Genomic DNA, 22,453 nt, shown 5'->3' with positions numbered 1-22,453 from the left:
TGTTCCTTTTTCACAATGTATGCGCATATAGGCCTACTTTATCCACAGGATTTGTAACTATTCAGTACTTTCATAGTTACGTGCAAAAATCCATTCCAGATCAGCTTCGCTGATGGGATTTTTGCCTTCCAGCCTATGTTTTCTTACGGTCAGCGCAGCAAGTGCGCAGACCTACTGAACAGTTACCAGGATTTTTTCTAATTGCAGCAATCTTTCCACAGGCAGGCAGCCAGCCCTATCCTCACTGACACTTTCCGGTTACTGGCTTCTGCCGTTTTTTCTATCGAATTCCCTCTTTCTGAGCGTACGCAAGGATTGCCGCAATCGTCTTCGCGTCTGTCATCTTGCCGGTGTAGATCATCTCAAGAAGATCCTTTACTTCCCACTCTTCCACATCAATACTCTCATCCGCGTCGAGACGCTGCTTTGACGGGATCAGGTCTTTTGCGATATAGACACCGATCTGCTCATCGCAGAAAGCCACTGTCGTGTTGACTGTCATCAGGAATTCCAGGGTTTCGCCGCGGAATCCTGTCTCCTCCTCAAGTTCTCTCGCCGCGCACTCGATCTTCGGCTCATCCGGAGCATCAAGTTTTCCTGCCGGAATTTCCAGCGTGAACCGGTCTAAGGCGTTCCGGTACTGACGCACCATGAGGATCTTTCCGTCCTTTGTCACCGGTAGAACGGCTGCCGCGCCATCGTGGTGGATATAGTCATACACTTCCTCGATTCCGTTCGCGACAACGGTATCCCGGTAGATCTTTAAGATCGTTCCGGTGTATGCAAGATCACGTTTTAAACGAGTTGTTTTTTCCATACTAAAGTCTTTTCCTTTCATGAATGTATCTGTTAACTGCCTTAACAGACATTCTAAACAATTCCTCTCAGATTTTCTATTCTGCGGAATTACCCTGCAGTATTTTCCTCTGCTCAGAACTTATTTTTTACATTTTTCACACTGCTACGGAAATTTCCGTGTCTTTCACGTAATTATCAGCCTTTTAACTTTTTATTCTTCTCAAAGTTTGCATCACACGCCTTAATGATCGCACCGCGGAATCCATTCTCCTCAAGGGCAGCAAGTCCCTCGATAGTGGTTCCTCCCGGTGAGCATACCATATCCTTTAATTCGCCCGGATGTTTTCCTGTCTCAAGGACCATCTTCGCGCTTCCTAAAACGGCCTGGGCAACCATCTTATAAGCGGCCTGGCGCGGGAGTCCGTTCTTTACGCAGCCGTCAGCCAGCGCCTCGATAAACATGTATACATAGGCCGGGGAGCAGCCGCTGGCGCTTCCAACAACATCCATCAGCTTCTCATCCACTTTCTCCATCTTTCCGAAGGAAGTAAAGAATCCGTCGATGACATCCTTTTCCTCATCGGTAAACAGCGCCTCATCGTAGCTCACCCCGGACATTCCCTCGCCGACCATAGCCGGTGTATTCGGCATGGAGCGGACGATTCTCGCACTGTCTCCGAGACCTGCCTGGAGATCCGCGATCGCATATCCAGCCGCGATGGAGATCACAACCTGATCTTTCCTGATCTTTCCGTTTAATTCCTTAAAAACTGTCGGAAGTACCTGCGGCTTTACTGCCAGCACCAGGTATTTTACCTGCTCTGCGCAGTCAGTTGCTGTTGAGACATGGGCAACACCTGTCTCCTCCGTAATTTTCTGCATCTTCGCCTCATGGGCGCTTGTGAAAAGCAGCTCTTCCGGCTTATATGTCTTTAAAAGTCCCCGCATGATAGCGGTTCCCATGTTTCCCATTCCGATAAAACCAATCTTTGCCATATCAATATTACCTCCTGTTTTATATTCTCTGTTATCTCTCATCTGCAGCAGACCAATCTTTGCTCGTATCGCAAAAGCTTCGGCAGCACAGAGACTTCTAAATTTCCTGTTAAAAAAACCGCTGCCATACAGATTCTCTCTGCACAGCAACGGCTTTCATTTTTATTTCGCGTAATCGGTAACTCTGGACTCGCGGATCACGTTGACTTTGATCTGTCCCGGATACTCCAGGCTCTCTTCGATCTTCTTGGATATATCTCTTGCGAGAAGAACCATATCGTCATCGCTGATCTGCTCCGGTACTACCATAATGCGCACTTCGCGTCCCGCCTGGATCGCAAAGGACTTGTCTACTCCCTTGAAGGAGTTTGTGATATCCTCAAGCTGCTTTAAGCGGTTCGTGTATGTCTCCAACGTTTCTCTTCTTGCACCCGGTCTTGCAGCGGAGATCGTATCTGCTGCCTGAACGATGCAGGAAATAAGGTTCGTCGGCTCAGCATCGCCATGGTGGGATTCCACAGCATTGATAACGATCGGGGACTCTTTGTATTTCTTACAGAGTTCCGATCCGAGCTGTACATGGGAACCTTCCATCTCATGGTCAACGGATTTTCCAATGTCATGTAATAAGCCGGCACGCTTTGCCATTCTGACGTCGACACCAATTTCGGCTGCCAGTAAACCGGATAACTGTGCGACCTCGATGGAATGCTTCAATGCATTCTGACCATAGCTGGTTCTGAATTTCATCTTGCCGAGGAGCTTGACGAGCTCCGGATGGATATTGTGAATGCCGACCTCAAGGATTGCGGCTTCACCTTCCTCGCGCATCATATTTTCAACTTCCTTCTGCGCTTTCTCCACCATCTCTTCGATTCTCGCCGGATGGATACGTCCATCCACGATCAGTCTTTCAAGAGCAATTCTTGCAACTTCACGTCTTACCGGATCAAAACCGGATAATACGACAGCTTCCGGTGTATCATCGATAATGAGTTCCACACCTGTCATTGTCTCGAGAGTACGGATATTACGTCCCTCACGTCCAATGATGCGGCCCTTCATCTCATCGCTCGGGAGCTGAACGACAGAAACTGTAGTCTCAGCCACATGGTCAGCTGCACATCTCTGGATGGCGGTAACCACATATTCTTTGGCTTTCTTGTCAGCTTCTTCCTTTGCTTTGGCTTCTAATTCCTTGATGAGCTTTGCGGTGTCGTGTTTTACATTTTCCTCTACGGATTTCAGAAGATATTCCTTCGCCTGCTCGCTGGTAAGTCCGGAGATCTTCTCCAGTTCTTCCTGCTCCTTAGCAAATAATTCCTCGACCTCGGAAGAACGCTTTCTTAAAGTCTCTTCCTTCGCGGCAAGACTGGATTCTTTTCTCTCCATTGCCTCAGATTTTTTGTCGAGGTTTTCCTCTTTGCTCAGTACGCGGCGCTCATAACGCTGGATCTCGGCTCTCCGTTCTCTGGTTTCCTTTTCAAGCTCGTTTTTCGCTTTTAAATTCTCTTCCTTCGCTTCCAGGAGAGCTTCTTTCTTCTTCGTCTCGGCGACCTTCAATGCTTCATCTATTATTTCTCTGGATTTTTCCTCTGCGCTACCGATCTTGCTTTCATAACTGTTCTTGCGGTAAGCGACAGCCACGACCCAGGTAATAGGAGCCACAATAATTGCTGTTATAATAACGCTGATTATTGGTGACACAGGAGCACCTCCTTTATTTAGTTTTCATTGTACTAATTACAACACTTCAATTTTAAACTGTTTTATGCATTATGTCAAGTATAATGCCCTCATTCCGGGTACTTCTGTGCATCCCCACGAAGCCTGTCATATCCTGTCCTTTGGGGCCGGAAACAGCCCTATTCCCACTGCTTCATCGCACTGTTGATCGCGTCGCAGGAAAAACCTTTTCGCGCCAGAAATGCGTAGATCTTCTGGCGTTTCGCGGGATCCGGTTCTTCCGGGTCGTAATTTTTCTTTCTCAAAAGTCCGAGGATCTGGGCAGACTCGTCCACCTCCATATCCTCAAAGACCATCTCCACCAGATCGTCGCTGACGCCTTTCTGGCGGAGGTCAAATTTCATCTTGCGGATGCTCTTTTTGTGGTCGTTTTTCTCCACATACCGCCTCGCGTAGTCCTCATCGTCCAAATACCGGTAGTGTTTCAGAAAAAGAACCGCATCTTCAACAGAGGCTGGCGAAAACCCCTGTTCCGCCAGCTTCTTGCGCATTTCATTTTCTGTTTTTCCGGAAAACTGAAGATAGTAGAGACCTTTGTTCCGCGCCTCCCGGAACTCCTCCGGAACCGCGTCTCCATCCGCACCGGCATACATTTTCTGCTCCCGGTGCTCTTCCTGCTGCCATTCTTTCATCTATGCTTTCCCGTCAGAACTGCCTTCCTGTCTCAAGCTTCTTTCTAAAGTGCCGTACCCACCAGACAGTTCTCTTTTTCATCATTATTTTTATTACTCATCAGCTTCCTCAGCCTCATTAACCGCCGGTGCCGCAGCTGCCTCACCCGGGGCAACATGCTGCGCTTCCAGTCCGTGAAGCTCTCTCACCTGGTTCTCGATCTCCTCGCAGATCAGCGGATTCTGCGCAAGATACGTCTTCGCGTTCTCACGTCCCTGACCGATCTTCGCTCCCTTATAAGCGTACCAGGATCCACTCTTCTCAACAATATTCGCGTCTGCAGCCAGATCCAGGACATCGCCCTCTCGGGAAATTCCCTTTCCGAACATAATATCAAACTCTGCCTCTTTAAATGGCGGAGCGATCTTATTCTTTACAACTTTTACGCGGACGTGGTTTCCGATCACCTCGCCGCTCTGCTTTAAGGACTCAGTTCTTCTTACGTCAAGACGGACAGAAGAATAGAACTTAAGCGCACGTCCGCCGGTCGTTGTCTCCGGGTTTCCGAACATCACACCGACTTTTTCGCGGAGCTGGTTGATAAAGATCACGATACAGTTTGTCTTGCTGATGATGGCGGTCAGTTTTCTTAAGGCCTGGGACATCAGGCGGGCCTGTAAGCCGACGTGAGAGTCACCCATATCGCCGTCGATCTCCGCCTTCGGAACAAGGGCCGCTACAGAGTCCACGATCACGATATCAACGGCACCGGAACGCACCATCGTCTCTGTGATCTCTAAGGCCTGCTCGCCGTTATCCGGCTGGGAGATATAGAGATTGTCGATATCAACTCCGATATTCTTCGCGTATACCGGATCGAGAGCGTGTTCAGCGTCGATAAATCCGGCGATCCCGCCGCGCTTCTGGACTTCCGCTACCATATGGAGAGCGACCGTTGTCTTACCACTGGACTCCGGTCCGTAGATCTCAACGACACGTCCTTTCGGAAGGCCGCCAAGTCCGAGGGCGATATCAAGGCTTAAGGAACCCGTCGGAACAGTCTCGATATTCATATTCGCACCGGAATCACCGAGCTTCATAACGGAACCTTTTCCATAAGCTTTTTCGATCTGTGTGAGAGCCGCGTCAAGGGCTTTTAATTTATCATCTTTATTCATATTCTTCCTCCAAGATCCGGCCCCGCAGCGTTCCCCGCGTCCCCGGACATCCACAAATTACTAACTTTGCAGTCCGAATTTTTCCCTCCCGTCCTGCCAAAGCAATCGTCATATGCGAACAAGTGTTCTGTACCTGTTAATCATAATATAATCCCTGTAAAAAGTCAACTGTTTCTTCTCATTCCGTCCGGCTTTTCTTCCACCATCATGTTAATGTCCACGCCTTGCGCAAACAGCAACTGATTTTGCTGATGCTTCGCATTCCAAATCGGAAAAATCCACTACCGCCACTGTATTGTGCGGATTTTTCAGTTCAGAAAATCCCTACCCGCGCACAGTAACACCATCATACTTCATCCCCTCTCCGGCAGATCCCCACGATTCAATACCAGACTTTCTGCTCTCCGCCGTCATAAAATACCCTTCTGCCTGTCCTTTACTTCTTTCCATCTTATCTTCTCACTGAGGCCTGCAGCGATCCGCCGCCAGGACGATGCTTTCCCGCATCATGAACTATCTGCTATCCGGGACAGACCTCCCAGAACGATTTCAGATACCCGTACTATATCGAAATTTCTTCGCCCTGTCAATCGGCATTCTCCACAAATTCAGACCCTCATTTTTTACCTGGTCAGCCATGAAAAATTTGCCTGATCTCCAATATCCGCCTCACAGCTTCCTTCCCCACGCTCCGCGTAAACAACAAAAGACGGCAGCCCATGCCCACAATACATGTTCTGCCGCCATTCTATCCTATTTATTATATATGTATTCCCATCCGGCTCACGCCAGGACTTCCTATCTCTCCTTCGAAGCCCGCGCTACCAGTCCGCTGAGCGCCAGAAGCGCCAGAACATTCGGAATGACCATAAGCCCGTTAAAGAAGTCCGCTAAGGACCATACAAGTTCCAGCTTCAGGCAGGAACCGATCACGATGCAGACAACAACGATCAGCGAATAGAGCTTTGATGCCTTCTCGCCGAATAAATACTTCACGTTCACAAGTCCGAAGAAATGCCAGCTTAAGATCGTGGAGAACGCGAAGAAGAACAGGCAGACCGCAACGAAGATGATCCCCGCGCTGCCGAAACCCTTCATGAATGCCGCCTGAGTGAGCGCGGTACCGTCCTTTCCTGTGCTCATAACGCCTGTTGTGAGGACAGAGAATACCGTCAGGTTCAGGACGATAAATGTGTCGATGAACACGCTGACCATTGCACAGAGCCCCTGATGATGTGGGGATTCCGCCTTCGCTCTCGCATGGGCATGCGGGGTGGATCCCATACCTGCCTCGTTTGAGAAGAGGCCGCGGGCAACACCATAGCGGATCGCCTCACGCACCGTGATTCCGGCGCCTGCGCCGAGAACTGCTTCCGGCGCAAACGCGCCCTCGATAATGGAAAGGAACGCTGCCGGAAGAGCCGTGATGTTCATGCGGATCAGGACCAGGCTGCCGACGATATAAACGCTGGCCATGATCGGAACGATCTTCTCAACTACCGTTGCCAGACTCTTTGTTCCTCCAAGGAAGATCACCGCTGCGATCACTGCGACAACAATGCCGACGATCACCGGTGAAAGTTCCACATGGAATACCTGAAATGCTTCCACAAACGCTGCTCCGATGGAATTGGACTGAACCATATTTCCCATAAAGCCCAGAGCAAGAATAATAAATACCGCGAACAGAGTGGAAAGCGCCTTTCCGAATGTGCCCTTGAACGCCGCCTTGATGTAGTAGACAGGACCTCCTGTCACCTCACCGTTTACCTCTGTCTTATATGTCTGTGCCAGAACTGCCTCTCCGTAGATCGTCGCCATTCCGAGGAATGCACTGATCCACATCCAGAAGATCGCGCCTGGGCCTCCGCCGATGAGGGCTGTCGCCGCTCCGGCAAGGTTTCCTGTACCTACCTGAGCCGCGATGGCTGTCGCGATGGACTGGAACGGAGTCATCTCGCCCTTTTCGTGCTTTTCACCGTTCATGCTGAAATGCCCGAATACCTGGCGGACGCCCTCCCCGAACTCTCTGACCTGGATAAATCTCAGGCGGATCGTATAGTAAAGTCCGGTTCCGCATAAGAGAACGAGCAGGAGAAAGCTCCACAGAAAATCATTTCCCTTTGTTACAAGCCGCGTCAATGTGTCCATTTTAATTATCCTCCTCTTTCATCATCATAGCCTCCAGCCTTTTCTTTAAATTTCCGGCTGTCCGGCAGCATGGAATATCCCCTCTGAATTTCCATGCAATAAAATAAGAGCTGATATTGATCAGCTCTCCAAAGAGTAGAACATTTGCATACAACGGGTTTTGTCCCATTGTGGTTATTTGTATGCCCTGTCCTTTTGCCTGAGAGATCGACCGGTACCATGGACATGAACCGGTCTTACACCTTCGGCGCTCCATACGGAGACTCTCCAGAGTGTCCATACGGACGTTTGTCCGCCTGGACTGCACTTATGTGTTACATACTATCACAGTTTTCCTTCTGTATCAACGTGTTTTTGAAGTAAAGCGGCAAATTTTGTAATTTTTGTAAATATGTCACATATGGCCTGCAGATCATCTGTCTTTTGCTTCAATCTGACGAACCATTTTCTGACCGCTCCGCATGAGCCTCCTGACGCTGTTTTGCAGTTTCCAGCTCATGCTGCTTTAACGCCTCCGAGAACTCTACGTGGATCTCCGTTCCCTTGCCCTGCTCACTCTCAAGGGTCAATTTTGCCCCGTGCTGGGCAACGATGTGCTTTACGATCGCAAGTCCCAGACCGGTTCCTCCCGTCGCCTTCGAGCGGCTCTTATCCACACGGTAGAATCGCTCAAATACACGCTCCTGATGTTCCGCGGAGATACCGATTCCGGTGTCCTTCACAGAAAGGAACGTATGCCCGTTCTCAATGCCGGTCGTCACCGTCACGGTTCCGTCCTTTTTATTGTACCGGATCGCGTTGTCGCAAAGATTATAGATCAATTCCTCCATCAGCTGCTTATCCGCGAAAACCGGCGCTTCTCCGCCCTGAACCCGGATCGTCACATTCTGTTTCTGGGCATTCATCTGGAGCATGTCCACACATTCTCTCGCCAGCGGAAACAGATCCAGATCCCTATACTCTACGTCTTTCTTTCCGCCGTCAAGCTGGGAAAGCTGGATGATATCATTGATCAGGGTCAGAAGTCTCGCCGCGTTTTTATGGATCTCCGACGCAAACCGTTCCGTATTCTCCCCGGACATGCCGTGTTCGATCAGTTCCGCATAGCCGGAGATCGCCGTGAGCGGGGTCTTGAGCTCATGGGATACGTTCGCCGTAAATTCCTGCCGGACCTGGGAGCTCTTTAAGATATCTTCATGCTGCTGCCGGATCTTATTCATAAACGGTACCAGCTCCTTGTAGGCCGCCTGCGTCCCCGGCTCCGAAAGATTTTCCACCATCTGCTCGATCGGTGCCACAAGGTTCTTCGTAAAATAATTTGCCATCATGATACAGAAGAAAAAGAGAAGGACAAATACTCCCACTACCGTCATCATCATGTTCTGGGTCAGAGCAAAAATATTGTCGCCCTCCCTCGCGATCCTTAAGATCCGTCTGTTGTCCAGCCGGATCGCATAGTAGAACAGATTTTTATCCAGCGTTGTGGACCGGCGGGTTCCGCTTCCTTCTCCGGACTTCGCCGCCATGAGGATCTCCGGCCGGTCTTCATGGTTCTCCATCACAGAAAAATCCGCGTTGCTGTCAAAAATAACGCTCCCGTTGGCATTCACCACCGTGATGCGCAGCGTATCCGGGTTCAGGTCGTAGGCATCCGGATGCAGATCGGATATATTGTCGAAGATGTGCATATTTTTCATGACAAGAGCGTCAGCCTTCAGATCCCCGATGACCTGTTTCCGGTAGACCCCGTAAAAAACAAATAAGGCACACAGCAGTGTCAGTAAAATTGCGAACACTGCCGTGGCCAGAAGTTCCATATGGATTTTCCGTTTCATTCGATCATATACCCCACATTTCTCACAGTGCGGATCATGGAACCCGCTTCACCGAGTTTCTGTCTGAGCGTCCGGATATGCATATCCAGAGTTCTCGACTCACCTTCAAAGTCGATTCCCCATACGCGCTCTAAAATGATCTCTCGCGTCACTACGATCCCCGCATTGTGGAGCAGGAGCTTTAAGAGCTCATATTCCTTAAATGTCAGGCTGCACGGAACATCCTTCACGTATACCATATGTTTCTCATCATCCAGAAAGATATCCCCCAAAGTCAGGAATTTATCTTCCTCCATCGTCCTTCTGAGCACCGCCTTTACTCTGGCGATCAGCTCCATGACACCAAAAGGCTTTGTCAGGTAATCATCCGCTCCGACATCAAGTCCCTTTACCTTGTCGATCTCGGTACTCTTTGCCGTCACCATGATGATCGGGAGCTTTTTCGTCTCCGGACGGCGGCGGAGCTTTGCAACGATCTCCAGTCCGTCCTCGTCCGGAAGCATAATGTCCAAAAGGGCAAGATCCGGCTGCTTCTCTTCCAGCTTTTTATAAAAATCGCGGGCACATTCAAATCCTTCCACCTGATATCCGCTGTTCTTTAACGCGAACATCTCAATTTCCAGAATATTTTTATCATCTTCTACCGCATAGATCAGAGCCATGGTCCTTTCCTCCTGTCTCACTTTCTGTATTACTGTTCAGCACTAAAAACATTCTACTACATATTTTCCTATACCGGAAGCATATATTTGTCGCGGTACTGCTCTACCATCGCCGCGAAATGCGGATCTCCGTCACGCTTCAGGTTGTCAAGATAACCGTGGGTATCGAAACCGTCACGGTCGATTTCAATGACGCTGACCGCGATGTTGGAGCAATGGTCGGAAACACGCTCCAAATTCATGGAAATATCGGAAAGCACAAATCCCTGCTCGATCGTACATTTTCCCTTCTGGAGTCTGCGGATATGGTTTGCCTTTACGACGGTATTGATATCGTCGATGACCTCCTCAAGAGGCTCCACTCTGGCTGCCTCATCCGTATTGTTCGTCTCAAAGGCATCGATGGACAGGTTCAGGATCTCCTTTACTGCGTCGAAGAATATGCCAAGTTCCTTCTCTGCCTTGCTGGAGAACTGCATTTCTTTTTCCTTCATCTCTTTTGCGGAATCTTTCAGGTTCATGCCGTGATCGGAAATACGCTCAAAATCTCCGATACAGTGTAAGAGCAGGGATACGGTATGGCTGTCTGACTTGGAAAGATTCTTTCCGCCAAGCTTTACCATGTAAGTTCCAAGCTCATCCTCATAGCGGTCCACAAGGTTTTCCAGGGTCTCCACACGGGCTGCCTTTTCGTCATCATAGCCGTGAAGCAGATCCACCGCCGTGAAGAAGCATTCCCGTGCAAGCTTCGCCATCTGGATCGTCGTCTGACGGCACTGCTCAACCGCAAAAGCCGGCGTGTCGAGGAAACGCTGGTCGAGAAGGCGGAACGCGTCTTTTTCCTGGTTCTGGACCGGAGCTTCCTTCTTCTCTTCCGGGATCGTGAGGCATGCAAGCTTTACAAGGCCGTTGCCGAACGGAAGAAGCATGATCGTTGCCGCAATATTAAAGCTGCTGTGGATCACGGCAATTCCCATAGCGCTTGCCGCTGTGTCCAGGAAGGAAAAATGAACGACCGCGTTGATCGTATAAAAGACGATCATAAAAATAACGGTACCGATAATATTAAAGTAAAGATGGACCAGTGCCGCGCGCTTTGCGTTCTTTGAGGCACCGATACCGGAGAGCATCGCTGTCACACAGGTTCCGATATTCTGTCCCATAATGATCGGGAGCGCAGTACTGAAATTTACCGCCCCTGTGGCGCATAACGCCTGAAGAATACCGACGGACGCGGAGGAGCTCTGGATGATCGCTGTGAGGACAGCGCCTGCGATCATTCCGAGGACCGGGTTTGAGAACATTGTCAGGATTCCGGTAAATTCCGGGACATTTGCCAGCGGTTTGACGGCACCGCTCATTGTCTCCATTCCGGTCATTAAAATCGCGAAACCGATCATGATGGTTCCGGCATCTTTTTTCTTCTCCTTCTTGGAGAACATGATAAAACAGACGCCGATGAGTGCCAGAACCGGTGAAAATGATGTCGGTTTTAACAGCTGTACAAAGAAATTTCCACTCTCGATTCCGGTAAGGCTTAAGAGCCAGGACGTCACCGTCGTTCCGATGTTCGCGCCCATGATGATGCCGACCGCCTGGGTCAGCTTCATAATACCGGAGTTTACGAAACCTACGACCATGACGGTGGTTGCGGATGATGACTGGATGATCGCCGTAACTCCCGCTCCTAAAAGGACCGCCTTGATCGGATTTGATGTCAGTTTTTCAAGAATTCTTTCCAGCCTTCCACCGGAAAGCTTTTCGAGACCTTTCCCCATAGTCTCCATTCCGTAAAGGAACAGCGCGAGCCCGCCAAGCATCGTCAATACACCAAAAAAATCCATAAATTTCCCCTCTTCAAATTCATTAACATTTTGTTTATCTCTTTCTTACCATGTATCAGAATATCAGGGGAATGTAAAATGCTTTGTAGGCAGTATGTAAAATCTGTGTAAAATATCAAAGCCCATAACGGCCTTAAATTTCTTTTAGAATTTGTTCTGTTTTATACTGGAGTCGATTGATGGAATATCTTAGATATGTTAGAATTTTGTGGAAAAGATACTGTAAATGCAAAAAAATAACCGCCCCGACCTAAGAAATCGAACGGTTATTTTTTTGATACCTATGGACCAGCCGTCTATCGGTGGCACTCTTTGTTTTTAATATAGCATACTTTATAAGGGATTTTAATATACTCCAGTTTATTATAATTTCGTAACTATTCAGTCCCTTCATAGTTACACGCAAAAATCCATTCCAGATCAGCTTCGCTGATGGGATTTTTGCCCTCCAGCCTATGTTTTCTTACGGTCAGCGCAGCAAGTGCGCAGACCTACTGAACAGTTACATGATTTCTACTTACTCACCAGTTTCTCCACATCCAGCAGCCCCCACCCCTGCTGATTTCTCGGAAGCCCGATATCCCTGCAGCTTTCCCGAAGCTTCAGCTTCACATCCTTATTCGTCATATCCGGGTACCGTTCCAGAAGGAGCGCTGTGGCACCGGAGACGATGGGAGTGCTCATGGAGGTGCCGCTTTTGATGGTGTATTTATCCGCCCGGCCAGCACAGCTGACGACGCTGCAGCCCGGAGCAACGAGGTCCGGCTTGCAGATGCAGGCGGCGGTGGGACCCCGGCCGGAGTAGTCCACCATCCGGTTTCCACCCACCAGGACCTCCCTGTCATCGTCCGAACAGCCCACCGTGATCACCTTTCTGCTGATCCCCGGAGTCGTGATGCTCATGGTCCGGGGGCCATTGTTTCCCGCCGCCACCACAACAACAAGCCCGGCGTCCCATGCCCGGTTCACGCCTTTCACCAGGGCGGAATTTTCGCTCATCCCCCGCTTCGAGCAGGCACCTACCGATATATTTAAGATCCGGATCCCCAGCTTCTCCTTCCTCTCCAAAATCCAGGAGATTCCCGCCAGGACATCCGAAGAATATCCATTTCCTCTCCGGTCCAGGACCTTCACCATGACGAGGTCACAGCCCGGCGCGATCCCGCTGTACCGCCCGCCGGACATACGCCCACTGCCTCCGATGATCCCACAGATATGAGTCCCATGCCCGCAGTCATCGTAGGCGAAGGTCTTCCCGTTTACCATGTCTGCGAACCCGGTGACCCGGCTGTCAAAATCCCGGTGAAGAAAGATCCCGGTATCCAAAACCGCCACGCCGATGCCTTTTCCGGTGAGTCCCAGACGGTAAGCCGCGCCGCAGCGGATCTGATCTTTAATATGGTTCACATGTAAGATTCCTCTATTCTATTCCTCTTACTTACAGGATATTCATAATCACTTCGTCTTGCGCTGCTGCCCAAAATATACATCTGTGCATATCCCCACCCACAATTTGCAGTATTTCCGACTCTTTTCCACATTCTTCGAAAACAACATCCGAATCTTAAAGAAATCTTAATAATTCATTCAAAGAATATACAATCATTTTCGGGGGTGATGTGCTATACTTTAACCATAAGAAATGCACGAGATAATTTAAATCCTTTATCCTAAACCTTTTTGAAATTGAAATCCTAAATGATGAATCCCTGTACAGTATGTACAGGGTTTTTTCATGCCATTTTTCCAGAAAAATCTCCCAAAAAAAGACGGCACTCAACTCGTTCCAGGGTTAAGTACCGTCTTTCTGTTTTTAACTGCTGTCCGCCACACCGGTCCAAATCATCGGTCGGTTTCTTACACGTTTTTCACATTCTTAAGAATATCGCAGAAATCAAATGTAGCGAAGTAGTCCTTCGGAGTCTCCGCCCGGCGGATCATCTGGACACTGCCGTCTTCCTTGAGAAGAAGCTCTGCGCTCTTTAATTTACCGTTATAGTTGTAACCCATCGCGAATCCGTGTGCGCCTGCATCGTGGATAAAGAGCAGGTCGCCCTTATCGATCTTCGGAAGCATACGGTCGATTGCAAACTTATCGTTGTTCTCGCAGAGGGAACCTGTCACATCGTACTTGTGGTCGCAGGGCTCGTTCTCTTTTCCCATAACCGTGATATGGTGATAAGCGCCGTACATAGCCGGGCGCATCAGGTTTACTGCGCATGCATCAACGCCGATGTACTCCTTATAGGTATGCTTCTCATGGATCGCTCTTGTCACGAGAGCGCCGTACGGAGCCAGCATGAAACGTCCAAGCTCAGTGAAGATCGCAACATCGCCCATTCCTGCCGGAACGAGAACTTCCTCGTAAACTTTTCTTACGCCCTCACCGATAACCTTGATATCGTTCGGCTCCTGGTCCGGTCTGTACGGGATTCCGATTCCGCCGGAGAGGTTGATGAACTTGATGTCAGCGCCAGTCTCTTTCTTTAACTTCACGGCAAGTTCAAAAAGAACCTTCGCGAGAAGCGGATAATACTCATTTGTCACAGTGTTGCTTGCAAGGAACGCATGGATACCAAAGTTCTTCGCGCCCTTTGCCTTTAAGATCTTGTAAGCCTCTGTGATCTGGGCCTCTGTCATGCCGTACTTCGCATCACCCGGGTTATCCATGATATCAGTTGTTACCTTGAATAATCCGCCCGGATTGAAACGGCAGCAGATCGTCTCCGGGATCGTTCCGATCGTCTTCTCCAGACACTCGATATGTGTGAAATCATCCAGGTTGATGATCGCACCGAGGTCGTAAGCCAGTTTGAACTCTTCCGGCGGGGTATCGTTGGAAGAGAACATGATGTCATGGCCGGAAAAACCGCATGCATCGGACATTAAAAGCTCTGTCTTAGAAGAGCAGTCTGTTCCGCATCCAAGCTCCTGAAGTGTTTTTAAAATGAACGGATTCGGTGTCGCTTTTACTGCAAAGTATTCCCTGAATCCCTTGTTCCAGGAAAATGCCTCTTTTAATTTCAGGGCATTCTCGCGGATCCCCTTCTCATCGTAAAGATAAAACGGGGTCGGGTATGTCTTCGCGATCTCCTCCAGCTGTTCCTTCGTTACAAACGGTTTCTTCTCCATGTACGTTCTCTCCTTCGTTAGTCAGTGTTAGTCGATATTTACAACACGCATGATGTTTGTAGAAGCAGCCGGCTCATGTCTTTTCGCATAATCAACGACTCCTGCGGTTACAACTGCGATATCGCCTGTTTTTACAATACCATTCTCTTTTAAAATGTCAATACTGTTCTCAATTAGAGTGTCAGTGGATTCCGCTCTCTTTGCCTGGAACGGAGTTACACCCCAGTAGAGCATCATCTTTCGGACTGCAGAGATACTCGGGGACATTCCCACAAGTTTTGTGGACGGATGCCACTTGGAAAGCATTCTCGCTGTGTAGCCGCTGATACTCGGCGCAATGATGACAGCCGCATCAAGGGACTGTGCAGTCGCAACGGATGCGTAGCTCACTGCATTGGAAATATTGTGGCGGTTATCGTCGGATACGGTTCTCTTCTCATAGAAGTCACCGTTCATGTGGGACTCGGTCTCCTCAACGATATGAGCCATCATCTTTAATGCCTCGACCGGATACTTGCCGTTTGCAGTCTCACCGGATAACATAACGACATCTGTTCCGTCATATACAGCGTTCGCAACATCGGAAACCTCCGCGCGGGTCGGTCTCGGGTTGCGGATCATGGAATCCAGCATCTGGGTCGCTGTGATAACGACCTTACATGCAGCGCTGCACTTTTTGATCATCATTTTCTGAAGGTGCGGAAGCTTCTCCGGTGCGATCTCAACGCCCAGATCTCCGCGGGCTACCATGATTCCGTCGCTGGCCTCGATGATCTCGTCAAGGTTCTCAAGTCCCTCAGCGTTCTCGATCTTCGCGATGATTCCCATTGAGGAACCGCCCTCATCCAACATCTGGCGGATCTCACGGATCGCATCTGCGGAACGGATAAAAGAAGCCGCGATATAGTCGAACCCAAGCTCGATACCGAAACGGATATCTTCCTTATCTTTATCTGTTAATGCCGGAAGCTTGATCTTTACATTCGGGACGTTGACGCCCTTTCTCTCTCCAAGCTCGCCGCCGTTCATGATCCTGCAGTAGATCTCGGTTCCCTCGACACGTTCAACATGGAGCTCGATCAGACCGTCATCGATCAGGATCACGTTGCCCTCTGTTACATCCTCATTTAAACCGTTATAGTTGATGTGGACTCTCTTTGCGTCACCGACGATATCCTCTGTTGTAAGGATGATCTCCTCGCCTGCTGTCAGAGTTACCTTCTTTCCGTCCTTTAAAACACCGGTACGGATCTCCGGGCCCTTTGTATCAAGAAGAGCCGCTACCGGTTTTCCAACCTCTTCCGCAACCTCGCGGAGCTGTTTGTAGCGGGCTCTCTGCTCATCGTGTGTTCCGTGGGAGAAGTTGAAACGGGCAACATCCATTCCGTTTAAGAGCAGCTGTTTCATGACCTCTCTGTCATCGCTGTTCGGTCCCATGGTACAGATAATTTTTGTTTTCTTCATGTTATGCCTCCTGATTGCTGTTTGCCTGTCTTGGATCCATCCCGCCTTTTGTTACATGTTTGTGGGTATACAGGTGGTCCTGACAGTATTCATAGTCGCCTTCGCACTTGGAGCAGTAGCGGAATACAAGATTCGGGTCATCCTCCTCGGTACGTCCGCATACAGCACAGCGGTGGCGTCCGATCTTTTCCGCTGTCTTCTGCGCCTCGCGCATCTGTGTGTGAAAAACCTGCTTTCTTCTGATCTCTTTCGGATTCAGACGGCTCCCCCTGGACATGAAGAGGTATACGATAAAATTAAGTAAAGACATAACGATCGCAATTCTCTGCGACATGCCGCCGAAAAGGAATCCATAGACGAAGTAAAGTCCATCAAAAAGTGCCAGATACTTCGCCTTGATCGGAAGTACAAAAAACAGGTAAAACTGCATTTCCGGGAATGTGGCTGCAAATGCAAAAAACAGGGAAAAGTTCAGATAATCTGTGGTGAGAATATAGACCTGCCCTGTAATGATGTAGATCAGCAGCGCCGCAAGGACATGACCGATCACACCCATAAAAAAGTACACGTTAAACCGGAAGGTTCCCCAAACCCGCTCCAGAGTCATTCCCAGATTGTAGTAAAGGTAGATCGCTATCAGGTTAAAGAAAAGACTGCCAGACGGCGGCCAGATCATAAATGTAACGACTCGCCAGATCTGTCCGTGAAGGATCGCCCTCGCATCCAGCATCAGGTACTGGATGTAAAATGCCGGTGCCATCATCTGGACCAGCACGCCCACCGCATACAGGATCACGATATAATACATGAGATTCGGAATCGCGTACCGTCCGAATTTCCGCTCCATCTTGTTCATAAAATTCATTGAAGCTTTCCTTTCCTAATAGAAATATCTATTTCTCCTACGTCCCGTATTATAATTCCCAACCGTTTCTTTTGTCAAACGCTTTATGATATCGTTACTGGAATGTCTATCCATCCCCGCAACGCTTTCTTCTAAAATCTTTACACATTCTTTACAGAATTTTAACCGTTTTTAGCCTCAAGATGCCAGTTCCGTCAATTGTATTTCCTTTTTTAATGTGTTATACTATGTGCGGAATTTTGACATAACAGTTCAGCTATGTGCCGATTCCGGCAGAAAATTGTATGGCTGAACGGTTCGGCATGTTGATGCCCGCATTCCGGCTGGCTGCCTGCTTTTTGCGGACGGCTCGTTTTTTTCTGTTGAAAAGGAGGTATGGGGAGAACTCCCCGCTCGTATGAATCAATGCTATCGTCTGGGAATCGATATCGGTTCCACTACAGTAAAAGTTGCCGTGATCGACGACAACAACAAAATTTTATTCGCGGATTATGAGCGGCATTACGCCAATATCCAGGAAACCCTGGCCTCGCTTCTGAAAAAGTGTAAGGGAGAACTCGGTGAACTCTCTTTACGGCCCAATATTACAGGTTCCGGCGGACTCACTCTGTCGGGTTACTTACATATTCCATTTGTCCAGGAAGTCGTAGCGGTTGCGACCGCACTTCAGGACTACGCTCCGCGGACGGATGTCGCCATCGAGCTTGGCGGCGAGGACGCGAAAATCATCTACTTTACAGGCGGAATCGACCAGCGTATGAACGGGATCTGCGCCGGAGGTACCGGTTCCTTTATCGACCAGATGGCTTCCTTATTACAGACGGATGCTGCCGGTCTGAATGAATATGCAAAGAATTATAAGGCGATCTACCCGATCGCTGCCCGCTGCGGCGTATTCGCGAAATCCGATATCCAGCCGCTGATCAACGATGGGGCTACCCGTGAGGACCTCGCCGCCTCGATCTTCCAGGCAGTCGTAAACCAGACCATCAGCGGTCTCGCCTGCGGCAAGCCGATCCGCGGAAACGTAGCGTTCCTCGGAGGTCCGCTGCACTTCTTACCGGAACTTCGGAACGCCTTTATCCGCACCTTAAATCTGACCGGAGACGCCATTATCGCTCCGGATCACTCCCACCTCTTTGCAGCCACGGGCGCTGCCATGAACGCAAAAGATGATGCGGAGATCTTCTCCCTTGATAAGCTGATCTCGGATCTCTCCGGCGGCATCAAGATGAAATTTGAAGTAAAGAGAATGCAGCCTTTATTTAAGGATGAGGCAGATTATAAGGAATTCACCGACCGCCATGACCAGTACAAGGTCCGCCGCGGCGACCTCGCCACCTATGAGGGAAATGTATTCTTAGGAATCGATGCCGGTTCCACCACAACGAAGGTGGCACTCGTCGGCGAGGATGGTTCCCTGCTCTACAGCTTTTACAGCAGCAACAACGGAAGCCCGTTGGCGACCGCGATCTCTTCCATAAAGGAGATTAAGTCCCTGCTTCCGGACAGCGCGAAGATCGCCTACTCCTGCTCCACCGGCTACGGCGAGGCCCTCTTAAAGGCGGCCTTCATGCTGGATGAGGGCGAGGTCGAGACGATCTCCCACTACTACGCGGCGGCATTCTTCGATCCGTCCGTAGACTGCATCCTCGATATCGGTGGTCAGGATATGAAATGTATCCGCATCAAGGACGGCACCGTGGACAGTGTCCAGCTCAACGAGGCATGTTCCTCCGGCTGCGGTTCCTTCATCGAGACCTTCGCAAAATCCTTAAACTACAGCGTTCAGGATTTCGCGAAGGCGGCACTTTTTGCCCAGAACCCGGTGGATCTCGGAACGAGATGTACCGTATTCATGAACTCCAACGTAAAACAGGCGCAGAAAGAAGGCGCTTCTGTTGCGGATATCTCCGCCGGCCTCGCCTACTCTGTGATCAAGAACGCCCTGTTTAAGGTCATCAAGATCACTTCCGCCGGCGACCTCGGAAAGAACGTCGTTGTACAGGGCGGAACCTTCTACAATGACGCAGTCCTCCGAAGCTTCGAGCGGATCTCCGGCTGCAATGCCGTCCGCCCGGATATCGCAGGTATCATGGGTGCCTTCGGCGCGGCACTGATCGCCCGTGAGCGTTACATGCACCGTCCCCATGAGACGACGATGCTCTCTCTGGACGATATGATCAATTTGACCTACACGACAACCATGAGCCGCTGCCGCGGATGCGTAAACCACTGTGTCCTGACGATCAACCGGTTCGAGGGTGGACGTCAGTATATTTCCGGAAACCGCTGTGAGCGCGGTCTCGGCGTGGAAAAGGCAAAACGTGACATCCCGAACCTCTTTACATGGAAGTATCACAGACTCTTCGACTATGAGCCGTTGACAGCCGACAAGGCGACCCACGGCGTTGTGGGAATCCCGCGGGTCCTCAACATGTACGAGAACTTCCCGTACTGGGCAACCTTCTTTAAGGAGCTCGGCTTCCGCGTGATGCTGTCCCCACAGTCCAGCCACCAGATCTACGAGCTGGGCATCGAGACGATCCCGAGTGAGTCTGAATGTTACCCGGCAAAGCTTGCCCACGGACACATTTCCTGGCTCATCAAACGCGATGTGCCGTTTATCTTCTATCCGTGTATTCCTTACGAGCGGAAAGAGGTTCCGGGAGCCGGAAACCACTACAACTGCCCGATGGTCACCTCCTACTCGGAGAACATCAAGAACAACATGGAGGAATTAAAGGAAAAGAACGTGAAGTTCTTAAATCCGTTCATGGCGTTCACAAGCGAGGCGGTCCTTTCAAAGCAGCTTCAGGAAGTCTTTAAGAAGGAATTCGATATTCCGGAATCCGAGACGAAGAAGGCTGCTAAAAAGGCCTGGGATGAACTCGCCCAGGCGAGAACCGATGTGGAGAAGAAAGGCGAGGAAGTCTTACAGTACTTAAAAGACACCGGAAAACACGGCATCGTCCTTGCGGGACGTCCGTACCACATCGATCCGGAGATCAACCACGGCATCGCCGATATGATCACCTCCTACGGTTTCGCTGTCCTCACGGAGGACTCCGTATCCCATTTAGGAAAGGTGGAGCGCCCGCTCGTCGTTACCGACCAGTGGATGTACCACTCCCGCCTCTATGCGGCGGCGGCCTTTGTAAAGACACAGGATAACCTGGATCTCGTCCAGCTAAATTCCTTCGGCTGCGGTCTCGACGCCGTGACCACCGATCAGGTCAGTGATATTCTCACCCGATCCGGGAAGATCTATACGGTCTTAAAGATCGATGAGGTCAACAACCTCGGAGCCGCAAGGATCCGTATCCGTTCCCTCATCTCCGCCCTGCGTGTCCGCGAGGAGCGCCGCTACACGAGAAATATCGTGTCCAGCTCCTACAACCGTGTGATGTTCACGAAGGACATGAAGAAAAACTACACGCTGCTCTGCCCGCAGATGTCCCCGATCCACTTCGAGCTCATCGAGCCGGCGATCCGCAGCTTCGGCTACAACCTCGTTGTTCTCCAGAACGATGACAAGACAGCCGTCGATACGGGATTAAAATATGTAAACAACGACGCCTGCTATCCGTCCCTGATCGTTATCGGACAGATCATGGATGCCCTGCTGTCCGGAAAGTATGATCTCGACCACACAGCTGTCCTCATGAGCCAGACCGGAGGCGGCTGTCGTGCGTCAAACTATATCGGATTTATCCGCCGCGCTTTGGAAAAAGCCGGAATGGCGCAGATCCCGGTCATCTCCATCAACGCAAATGGCATGGAGACAAACCCAGGATTCAAGTATACACCGGCTATGCTTGTGAAGGCTCTTCAGGCTGTTGTATACGGTGATGTATTTATGCGTGTTCTCTACGCTACAAGACCTTATGAGGCCGTTCCAGGCTCCGCAAATGCGCTCCACGAGAAATGGAAGAAGATCTGTGTCAAAGCACTCTCCACAAAGAGCGCCGGAATGATGACCTTTGTGAAGAATATCCGCGGCATCATCCATGACTTCGATAACTTAGAGCGCACGAATGTCCACAAGCCGAAGGTCGGCATCGTCGGAGAGATCCTCGTCAAATTCTCCCCGACCGCCAACAACCACATCGTGGAGCTCCTGGAGTCGGAAGGTGCGGAAGCTGTTATGCCGGATCTCATGGATTTCCTGCTTTACTGCTTCTACAACAGCAACTTCAAGGCAGATAATCTGGGAATGAAGCGCTCCACGGCGCATCTCTGCAACATGGCGATCTCCCTTTTAGAGTACATGAGAAAGGCCGCAAGGATCGCTCTCGAAAAGAGCACCCACTTCACTCCGCCGTCAAGGATCAAGGATCTGGCAGTGATGGCAAACGGCTTTGTCTCCCTCGGAAACCAGACCGGTGAAGGCTGGTTCCTGACCGGTGAGATGCTGGAGCTCATCAAGAGCGGTGTCAACAACATCGTCTGCGTTCAGCCTTTCGGCTGCCTGCCGAACCATATCGTCGGAAAAGGTGTCATCAAGGAGCTTCGCTACGCGAACCCCAAGGCAAACATCATCGCCGTCGACTATGATCCGGGGGCCAGTGAGGTAAACCAGTTAAACCGTATCAAGCTGATGCTTTCCACAGCTCAGAAAAACCTTGAAAAAGAAGAATATGTGGATCCGAATCTGGCGAAGACGTTAAAGAAGGTGGAAGAGCTTTCTTCCAAGCGTGTCAATAAGTGTCGGTTGTAATCTACATACCATAAGCTTCTAAATACAAATTCGTCTCAGTCGAAAACTGACTTCCACTGAGACGAATTTGCTGTTACTACCACCTGAAAAAGGTGGGATTCTTATCGAACCTGGATAAAGCACATAAAAACAGCGGCAGATATCATTTTCGATACCTGCCGCTGTCTGTTATCTTCCGATCAGCGCCCCGGATACTCCGACATGATAGCCATCCGGCGTCACAGCACTTACGTACATTGCGCCCTCCGGTATCGGATTTCCACCCGGATCAAGGACTCCTGCCATCGGATTCAGGTAATACCAGACTCCGTTCACAAGGATCCAGCCGATCGCCATATCTCCGTCTGCGTTCAGATAGTACCATCTTCCGTTCACCCGGGCATGAGCACTTGCTGCAGGTCACATTTTTCCGCTGTTAAGCCGACACCCCCCGGATCCATGACATCAAAA

General features: G+C 50.1%; 16 protein-coding genes and 1 riboswitch. Of the genes, 1 reads left to right on the top strand and 15 read right to left on the bottom strand.

The window, feature by feature from the left end; genetic code table 11:
• Positions 1–280 precede the first annotated feature (280 nt).
• The 14 genes from ABCW45_RS10205 to ABCW45_RS10140 form a co-directional block, all read right to left on the bottom strand.
• Positions 281–817: an NUDIX domain-containing protein gene (locus ABCW45_RS10205; protein ID WP_144365849.1), complete on the bottom strand. Its 537-nt coding sequence runs from the start codon at positions 815–817 to the stop codon at positions 281–283.
• A gap of 176 nt (positions 818–993) precedes the next feature.
• Positions 994–1,794: a pyrroline-5-carboxylate reductase gene (gene proC / locus ABCW45_RS10200; protein WP_117470874.1), complete on the bottom strand. Its 801-nt coding sequence runs from the start codon at positions 1,792–1,794 to the stop codon at positions 994–996.
• A gap of 162 nt (positions 1,795–1,956) precedes the next feature.
• Positions 1,957–3,501 (bottom strand): ribonuclease Y, encoded by a 1,545-nt coding sequence (rny, locus tag ABCW45_RS10195; protein ID WP_343220774.1) that lies wholly within the window; start codon positions 3,499–3,501, stop codon positions 1,957–1,959.
• Positions 3,502–3,659: 158 nt separating this feature from the next.
• The gene (locus ABCW45_RS10190) at positions 3,660–4,172 is read right to left on the bottom strand and encodes a regulatory protein RecX (protein WP_343220773.1); all 513 of its coding nucleotides are present in this window, start codon (positions 4,170–4,172) and stop codon (positions 3,660–3,662) included.
• 93 nt (positions 4,173–4,265) lie between these two features.
• A complete protein-coding gene (gene recA / locus ABCW45_RS10185) occupies positions 4,266–5,330 on the bottom strand; it encodes a recombinase RecA (protein WP_015552372.1) in 1,065 nt (354 codons plus the stop codon).
• A gap of 324 nt (positions 5,331–5,654) precedes the next feature.
• Entirely contained in the window at positions 5,655–5,780 is a 126-nt protein-coding gene (locus ABCW45_RS10180; protein WP_343220772.1) for a hypothetical protein, read from the bottom strand.
• Between the two features lie 348 nt (positions 5,781–6,128).
• Complete coding sequence (locus ABCW45_RS10175) at positions 6,129–7,481, bottom strand: alanine/glycine:cation symporter family protein (RefSeq protein WP_343220771.1); 1,353 nt, start codon at positions 7,479–7,481, stop codon at positions 6,129–6,131.
• A gap of 177 nt (positions 7,482–7,658) precedes the next feature.
• Positions 7,659–7,762: riboswitch (glycine riboswitch) on the bottom strand.
• A 147-nt stretch (positions 7,763–7,909) separates the two neighbouring features.
• Entirely contained in the window at positions 7,910–9,316 is a 1,407-nt protein-coding gene (locus tag ABCW45_RS10170) for a sensor histidine kinase (RefSeq protein ID WP_343220770.1), read from the bottom strand.
• Positions 9,313–9,978: a response regulator transcription factor gene (locus tag ABCW45_RS10165; protein WP_015552367.1), complete on the bottom strand. Its 666-nt coding sequence runs from the start codon at positions 9,976–9,978 to the stop codon at positions 9,313–9,315. The genes ABCW45_RS10170 and ABCW45_RS10165 overlap by 4 nt, the downstream gene beginning before the upstream one ends.
• Before the next feature lie 68 nt (positions 9,979–10,046).
• Positions 10,047–11,822, bottom strand: coding sequence for a Na/Pi cotransporter family protein (locus ABCW45_RS10160; RefSeq protein ID WP_343220769.1), 1,776 nt, complete (start codon positions 11,820–11,822; stop codon positions 10,047–10,049).
• Between the two features lie 513 nt (positions 11,823–12,335).
• The gene (locus ABCW45_RS10155; RefSeq protein WP_343220768.1) at positions 12,336–13,229 is read right to left on the bottom strand and encodes a S8 family peptidase; all 894 of its coding nucleotides are present in this window, start codon (positions 13,227–13,229) and stop codon (positions 12,336–12,338) included.
• A 450-nt stretch (positions 13,230–13,679) separates the two neighbouring features.
• Positions 13,680–14,954 (bottom strand): diaminopimelate decarboxylase, encoded by a 1,275-nt coding sequence (locus ABCW45_RS10150; RefSeq protein WP_118736621.1) that lies wholly within the window; start codon positions 14,952–14,954, stop codon positions 13,680–13,682.
• A 27-nt stretch (positions 14,955–14,981) separates the two neighbouring features.
• Positions 14,982–16,418, bottom strand: a complete 1,437-nt coding sequence (gene pyk, locus ABCW45_RS10145) for a pyruvate kinase (protein ID WP_343220767.1) — start codon at positions 16,416–16,418, stop codon at positions 14,982–14,984.
• A 1-nt stretch (position 16,419) separates the two neighbouring features.
• Positions 16,420–17,283, bottom strand: a complete 864-nt coding sequence (locus tag ABCW45_RS10140; RefSeq protein WP_117483447.1) for a rhomboid family protein — start codon at positions 17,281–17,283, stop codon at positions 16,420–16,422.
• Positions 17,284–17,680: 397 nt separating this feature from the next.
• Here ABCW45_RS10140 and ABCW45_RS10135 point away from each other — a divergent pair, with 397 nt between their 5' ends.
• Positions 17,681–22,003 (top strand): acyl-CoA dehydratase activase-related protein, encoded by a 4,323-nt coding sequence (locus ABCW45_RS10135; RefSeq protein ID WP_343220766.1) that lies wholly within the window; start codon positions 17,681–17,683, stop codon positions 22,001–22,003.
• A 168-nt stretch (positions 22,004–22,171) separates the two neighbouring features.
• On the opposite strand, the gene ABCW45_RS10130 is transcribed toward ABCW45_RS10135, so the two are convergent.
• Complete coding sequence (locus ABCW45_RS10130) at positions 22,172–22,378, bottom strand: hypothetical protein (protein ID WP_117470847.1); 207 nt, start codon at positions 22,376–22,378, stop codon at positions 22,172–22,174.
• Positions 22,379–22,453: the final 75 nt, after the last annotated feature.

Origin of the sequence: Pilosibacter fragilis (assembly GCF_032490495.1) — a bacterium.
GTDB lineage: Bacteria > Bacillota > Clostridia > Lachnospirales > Lachnospiraceae > Pilosibacter > Pilosibacter fragilis.
This window is presented reverse-complemented; position numbering and strand designations above follow the sequence as displayed.